Annotated in this window: 6 protein-coding genes and 2 pseudogenes; 6 read left to right on the top strand and 2 right to left on the bottom strand. The window is 61.3% G+C overall.

Annotated features, from left to right (window positions below; all coding sequences use genetic code 11):
- From B7Y89_RS18170 to B7Y89_RS18145, 6 genes and pseudogenes are all read left to right on the top strand, one after another.
- A pseudogene (locus B7Y89_RS18170) lies at positions 1 to 200 on the top strand (VIT family protein); the annotation flags it as partial.
- Between the two features lie 120 nt (positions 201 to 320).
- The gene (locus tag B7Y89_RS18165; RefSeq protein ID WP_292941032.1) at positions 321 to 824 is read left to right on the top strand and encodes a cupredoxin family protein; all 504 of its coding nucleotides are present in this window, start codon (positions 321 to 323) and stop codon (positions 822 to 824) included.
- A gap of 199 nt (positions 825 to 1,023) precedes the next feature.
- The gene (locus tag B7Y89_RS18160) at positions 1,024 to 1,389 is read left to right on the top strand and encodes a copper-binding protein (RefSeq protein ID WP_292941029.1); all 366 of its coding nucleotides are present in this window, start codon (positions 1,024 to 1,026) and stop codon (positions 1,387 to 1,389) included.
- A gap of 24 nt (positions 1,390 to 1,413) precedes the next feature.
- Positions 1,414 to 3,240 carry a copper resistance system multicopper oxidase gene (locus B7Y89_RS18155; protein WP_292941024.1) on the top strand — a complete coding sequence of 609 codons (1,827 nt, stop codon included), beginning with the start codon at positions 1,414 to 1,416 and terminating at the stop codon, positions 3,238 to 3,240.
- 11 nt (positions 3,241 to 3,251) lie between these two features.
- Positions 3,252 to 3,947 carry a copper resistance protein B gene (locus tag B7Y89_RS18150; protein ID WP_291123441.1) on the top strand — a complete coding sequence of 232 codons (696 nt, stop codon included), beginning with the start codon at positions 3,252 to 3,254 and terminating at the stop codon, positions 3,945 to 3,947.
- Between the two features lie 57 nt (positions 3,948 to 4,004).
- Entirely contained in the window at positions 4,005 to 4,751 is a 747-nt protein-coding gene (locus B7Y89_RS18145; protein WP_292941016.1) for a hypothetical protein, read from the top strand.
- A 268-nt stretch (positions 4,752 to 5,019) separates the two neighbouring features.
- Here the strand turns inward: B7Y89_RS18145 and B7Y89_RS18140 are convergent.
- Both B7Y89_RS18140 and B7Y89_RS18135 read right to left on the bottom strand, forming a co-directional pair.
- A protein-coding gene (locus B7Y89_RS18140; RefSeq protein ID WP_292941013.1) for an IS3 family transposase occupies positions 5,020 to 6,176 on the bottom strand; the annotation gives its coding sequence in 2 pieces (ribosomal slippage) (positions 5,020 to 5,909 and positions 5,909 to 6,176; 1,158 coding nt in all).
- Between the two features lie 18 nt (positions 6,177 to 6,194).
- Positions 6,195 to 6,518, bottom strand: a pseudogene (locus tag B7Y89_RS18135) (hypothetical protein); the annotation flags it as partial.

Here is a 6,518-nt window from a genome sequence, read left to right as displayed (position 1 = left end):
GGTTGGTGTTGGTGCTGGCGCCACGCGCCAGCCTGACGGGCTGGCTCGTCGGAGGCAGCCTCGTCGGGCTGGCAGCGCTGGGCATCCTGGCCGCCTACATCGGCCGGGCGCCCAAGATGCGGTCCGCCTTGCGGATTCTGTTGTGTGGCGCTGGAGCCATGTCGCTGATCGCCGCCGCAGGAGCGCTCTTCCCCGCGTAGCTGGCACGGACAAAGCTGACCTTTTCGTAATGTTCTCGTCAGCACATTGGTGGTCAGCGTGAGTAAGCTGTGGAATTGGTACCGCTCCAATCGTCGTTTCAACTTAACAAGGAACTTCCAATGAACTCCAGATCCATCCGTCCGTTGCTGTTCGTTACGGCGCTGCTCGCCGCATCCGCCACGTTGGCCGCCCCCGGCCACGGCAGCAACCCTGTTGGCGAACCCGGCAAGGCCTCGCAGGTTACCCGTACCGTCGAGGTCGACATGACGGACAACATGCGCTTCACGCCTGCACAGATTTCGGTGCGGCAAGGCGAGACCGTGCGCTTCGTCGTGAAGAACTCCGGCGCGGTCAAGCACGAGCTGGTGTTCGGCACGCCCGAAGAGTTGAAGGAGCACTACGCGATGATGGTGAAGATGCCCGGCATGGAACACGCCGACGACAACATGGTCACCGTGGCGCCCGGCAAGACCGGCGAGGTTGTGTGGCGCTTTACCAAAGCCGGCAAGGTGGACTTCGCCTGCCTGCAGCCCGGCCACTATGATGCCGGCATGAAGGGTCTCGTCACTGTGGCACAGAAGGGGCAAGGTGGACTTCGCCTGCCTGCAGCCCGGCCACTATGATGCCGGCATGAAGGGTCTCGTCACTGTGGCACAGAAGGCCGGCGCTCCCAATGCCGGAGGGCACGGCGGTCACAAACACTGATGGTCCGTTGGCATACCGTGAAGTGACGATCAGCACGGTATGGCAGTACCGCGCGGCGCCGGACGATGTCGGACGCCTGCGCCAAGGTTCTTTTTTTACATGTACGGAGTTGTCGCTATGAAAAATTTCAAACCTTTCCTCGCTGTTCTGGCATTTGTGGCTTCTGCGCCATTTGCCATGAGCGTTCAAGCCCAGGCGATGGACCACAGCAAAATGTCTGGCATGAACATGCCCAGCATGAAGATGGACGGCATGCCCGCCTCGATGACCGAAGGCGAAGTGCGCAAAATTGACAAGGAAACCAAGAAGATCACGCTCAAGCACGGCGAGATCAAGAACCTGGACATGCCCGGCATGACGATGGTCTTCCAGGTCAAGGACACCGCGCTACTGGACAAGGTCAAGGCCGGCGACAAGGTGAACTTCACCGCCGAAAAAGCCGATGGTGGCATCGTCGTCACCGCGATCGAAGCCGTCAAATAAATACGGTAGAGGAGGCTCGACCCCATGGACACACCCAAACGCCGAACCTTGCAAACCCTGGCTGGCTTGGGCGCGCTGGCCGCCTTGCCAAGCGCCTGGGCTCAGGTGCGGGCCGTCGAACTGCGCAACACCCCAGTGTCGCGCGAGTACGACCTGAGCGTGGCAGAGACCCCGCTCAACATCACCGGCAAACCAGCTCAAGGTATCACCATCAACGGCACGATGCCGGGACCGGTTCTGCGCTTCCGCGAAGGCGACGAAGTGGTGATCCGCGTCACGAACAATTTGCGCGAGGTCACCGGTATCCACTGGCACGGCTTACTCGTTCCCAACGATCAGGACGGCGTGCCCGGCGTCACTTACCCCGGCATTCGCCCCGGCGAGACCTTCACTTACCGCTTCAAGCTGCGCCAGTCTGGCACCTATTGGTATCACAGCCATGCCGCGCTGCAAGAGGCTGCAGGCTACTTCGCGCCGCTCATTGTCGAACCAGCGCGTCCCGACCCGTTTCAGTATGACCGTGACTACATCGTCGTGATTTCCGACTGGATCGATACGCCGCCGCAGCAGGTGCTGGCCAATCTGAAGAAGCAGGACGGCTATTACAACTACCGCCGCGTGACAACCCCGCAGTTCTTTGCCCAACTGCGCAGCGCTCCCGACGCCAAGGCGCGCGACACGCTGTGGGCCGAGCGCATGGAATGGGCCAAGATGCGCATGGACCCCACCGATTACAGCGACGGTGGCGACGAGTGGTCGTTCCTTCTGCAGGGCAAGCGCCCCGACGAGAACTGGACCGGCCTGTTCAAGCCCGGGGAGCGGGTGCGACTGCGCTTCATCAACGCCTCGCCGATGAACCTGTACGACGTGCGCATCCCGGGCCTGCCGATGACGGTGGTGCAAGCCGATGGCCAGAACGTCAACCCGGTGGAGGTGGACGAGTTCCGCATCGGCAACGGCGAGACCTACGACGTGATCGTGCAGCCGAAGGAAGCCAAGGCTTACACGATCTTCGTGCCCACCATCGCCCGTATCGGCTATGCGCGCGGCACGTTGGCGCCGGAGGTCGGCATGAGTGCGCCGGTGCCCGAGCTGGGACCCAAGCCCGTCCGCACGATGGCCGACATGGGAATGGCCGGCATGGACATGAGTGGCGGCGATGGTATGGCCGGAATGGATATGGGCCAAGCGCCGGCAAGTGATGCGGCGGCCGCAGGCCATGCCGGTATGGCGATGCCAGCGCCGGCCAAAGCTGTCGCCCCGGACTCTGGCATGTCGGGTATGACCGTGAAGCCGACCGATCCACATGCCGGCATGGCGATGCCAGCATCGACCAAGCCCGCCGATCCACACGCGGGTATGCCCGGCATGGCGGGTATGGCCGAGATGCCGGGCATGAGTGCCGCGGCCCCGAAGATCGAGCCCAGCTCGGACGGCCTGCGCCGGCTGACGTACGCGCATCTGCGTGCCGCAACCCGCAATGCCGACGACCGCGCGCCGGAAAAAGAATTGCTGGTCCGGCTGACCGGCGACATGGCGCGTTACTTCTGGACCATGAACGGCCAGAAAATGTCGCAGGCGGCGCCCTTCGAGATGGGCTTGGGCCAGCGCGTGCGCATCAAGTTCGTCAACGAAACAATGATGGAACACCCGATGCACTTGCACGGCGTGTTCATGGAACTCGTCAACGGCAACGGTGTGTTCGGCCCGCGCAAGCACACGATCATCGTGCCGCCGGCGCAGACCGTCGAGCTTGATGCCACCTTTGAGGATGAAGGCATGTGGGCATTCCACTGTCACCTTTTCTACCACGCTGCTACCGGGATGATGCGCCTGGTCAAAGTGGCCTAAGGATCACACCGATGGAGAAAAAAATGAGGATGGCGCTGCGGCACGCGGGCACTGCGCTGCTGGTTACCGTTGCTTTGGGTGCGCAGGCGATGGAGGACGAGTCGATTTACTCTTACGCGTTGGTCGAAGCTGGTGCAGCCAAAGTGCGCGGGGCTGCTGGCTCGGTACAGTCACTGGCCGTCGATGGCTGGATTGGTGGTGACTTCAACCGTCTGTGGTATTCGCTCGACGCGGAGCAGCGCAGCGGGCGCACCGAAGCGGCTGAGCTGCAAGTTCTCTATGGCCGGTACATTCGGCCGTTCTGGGACGCACAGATCGGCCTGCGTCGCGACGAGCGGCCCCAGCAACGTGACTACCTCGCGCTCGGTGTGCGCGGGCTCGCGCCCTACGCCTTCGACGTCGATCTGAAGCTGTTCATTCGTGACGACGGAAAGGTCTTCGCTCGAACGCGCTTTGAAAACAGTTTTCTGATCACGAATCGCTTCATCGTTTCGCCTTCGGTTGACTTGGAGTGGTCGGCATCCGACATCGATACGACAGTGCGCCGCGGCGCATATCAGGTCGATGTGGGGGTACAGGCCCGCTACGAGTTCAACCGGCGCGTCGCGCCTTACCTGGGCTTGAAACGAACGTTTTATCCAAGGTCGCAGTCCGGCGGGGAGACAGCTGCTACCAAGTGGCAAGCTGGGCTTCGCTTGCTGTTCTAGGCGGCGTCTCCAATCCGATCCTCAACCTCGGCTCTTCACCGCTAGCTAGCTGGGAAAATGGCCCGTCTTGCAAAGTATCTCGAGGCAGCCGAGAGCGACAGCACGCGCAGGAGCTACGCATCGGCAATTCGGCATTTTGAAGTTGAGTGCAAAGGTTTGCTGCCCTCCACGGCAGACGCCATCGCCCGCTATCTGGCCGATCATGCGGCTACCCAGGCGATCAACACCCTGCGCCAACGTCTTGCGGCGTTGTCGCGTTGGCACACCGACCAAGGCTTTTCCGAGGCCGTTCTTCAGCAAGTCGATCAATGGCTCAATACCGCGATCACCAATGCGCAGCGGTCCGGCAACCAGTCAGCCGCGCTGCGCCACACGCGCGACCGCAGCCTGATACTGCTCGGATTTTGGCGCGGCTTTCACTCCGACGAAGTGACGAGTCTGCGCGTTGAGAACGTCGAGGTCACCCCCGGCCAAGGCACGACCTGCTACCTGGGCCGCAGTAAAGGCGACAGGCAGCGTGAGGGCCGCTTTTTCAGATGCCCGGCGCTGTCCCGCCTATGTCCCGTGACTGCTTTCAATGCTTGGGTCAGCCTCGCTGGATTGACCGAGGGTCCGGTGTTCCGCAAGATTGACCGCTGGGGCCATGTTGCCGAGGAGAGCCTGCACGTCAACAGCCTGATCCCCTTGCTGCGCAGTCTGTTCGCCGAATCGGGCGTCGAGTGCCCAGCTTGCTTTGTGCGTAAGCTTCGACATTGTGTCTGCAGGAACTTGCGAGAAGAAAATCGACTCATCGAATCCGCATAGAGTGAGAACATGGTCGAGTCTGCGCTTCCTTTCTTGACGATCAATCGGTATTAATGAGGCCCCTTCACCGTCTTGGTGAAATAATGCGCTCGTTTCACGAAGATGGTCTAAATATTTCGCCTCCAGTGCAGGGACTGCACGGTAATACCTAGATCGCAATCGTAAGTTTGCTCCTTCTCTTGTTACGACAAATCCCCAAGCCCGAATGCCTGCAGCAATGCTTACAAATAGAGCCTCTGGGCTTCCCCCAGTTTCCCGGACGGTTTGCTTAGCCCATTAAGCCTTGCTCAAAGTCGACTGGGCTGAGGAAGTCTAGCTTTGAGTGTTTGCGCACCGGGTTGTAGAAGCGCTCGATGTAATCGAACACATCGGACCTGGCTTCCTCCCTTGTCCGGTAGACCTTGCGGCTGAGCCTCTCGGTCTTCATGGATGAGAAGAAGCTCTCCATCGCGGCGTTGTCCCAGCATTCACCGCGACGGCTCATGCTGCAGGTGATGCCTTGTGCCTTGAGTAGTTGCTGGAAGTCGTCGCTCGTGTATTGACTGCCCTGGTCCGAGTGGTGCATCAGCGAGCTGGGTTTGCCGCGTCGCCAAAGGGCCATCAGCAATGCGTCGCTCACCATCTTGGCCTGCATGGTGTCGCTCATCGACCACCCCACGATGCGGCGTGAGTACAGGTCCATCACCGCTGCCGCATACAGCCAGCCCTCAGCCGTCCAGATATAGGTGAAGTCGGCTACCCACTTCTGGTTCGGGCCACTGGCCTGGAAGTCGCGCTGCAGATGGTTGGGCGCGATGTGGTTCTCAAGCCTGCTGCCTGTATCGCCAGGTAGCCTGCGTCGCTTGTGGCGAGCTTGCAGCTTGGCCAGATGCATCAGCCGGATGACCCGGTTCATCCCGCAACTCTCGCCCAGCGCTCGAAGGTCGTGCCAGACGCGTGGACTGCCGTAGGTGCGGTCGCTGAGCTCGAAGCTCTCTCGGATGAGGCGGGTGAGCCTGGCGTCGTCCTGGCTGCGTTGGCTCGGCGCTCTGCCCATCCATTCATAGAAGCCGCTGTGGGAGACCGCCAGAACCCGGCACATGGTGCGGGTCGGCCAGACACTACGATGCCGCGCGATGAAGCCGTACTTCACTGCGGGTCCTTTGCAAAGTAGCCGAGCGCTTTTTTTAGGATGTCGCGCTCCGTGGTCACACGGCGCAGTTCGCGTTGCAACCGCTCAACCTCCGTTGCTGCCTCACTGCGAAGCGGTCGGTTTGGTCTGAGGTCCAGCACCCCGCCACGCTCCTGCGTGACCCAGCGTCTGAGCACGCTGGTCTGAATACCCAGGTCCCGTGCAATGTGCGTGGCGGTTGCTCCTGGCTGCTTGCACAGCTTCACTGCCTCACGTTTGAATTCGTCCGTGAAGCTCCTTCGGGTTCTTGTCATGCCTATCTCCTGAACACATCATGTCATTGGATGTGTCCGGGAAACTGGGGGAAGCCCAGTCTGCATGAGTGCAATGGAGCGCATGGTCATGAAGTCGCGCGTGGTGCTGAAGCGCTCTGGCCCGTCCCCCGGCAGGTTGTCCAGCGACAGGCGCAGCACCGGGTCGGGCCGCTGCGCGGCGGCGCTCGAGGCGTCGAGACTGCGCGAGCGCGCCACGGCTGCGTGCACCGCAGCGCTCATGCTCAGGGGTTCATAAGCAGCGGTGGGTGTGATCACCGCGAGCAGGCCAGCGAAGGCCAGCATGATGCGTGTGAGAAAAAGTGAAGAGTGTTCCATGTCTGA

This window comes from Novosphingobium sp. 32-60-15, from assembly GCF_002280675.1.
Taxonomy (GTDB): domain Bacteria; phylum Pseudomonadota; class Alphaproteobacteria; order Sphingomonadales; family Sphingomonadaceae; genus Novosphingobium.
This window is presented reverse-complemented; position numbering and strand designations above follow the sequence as displayed.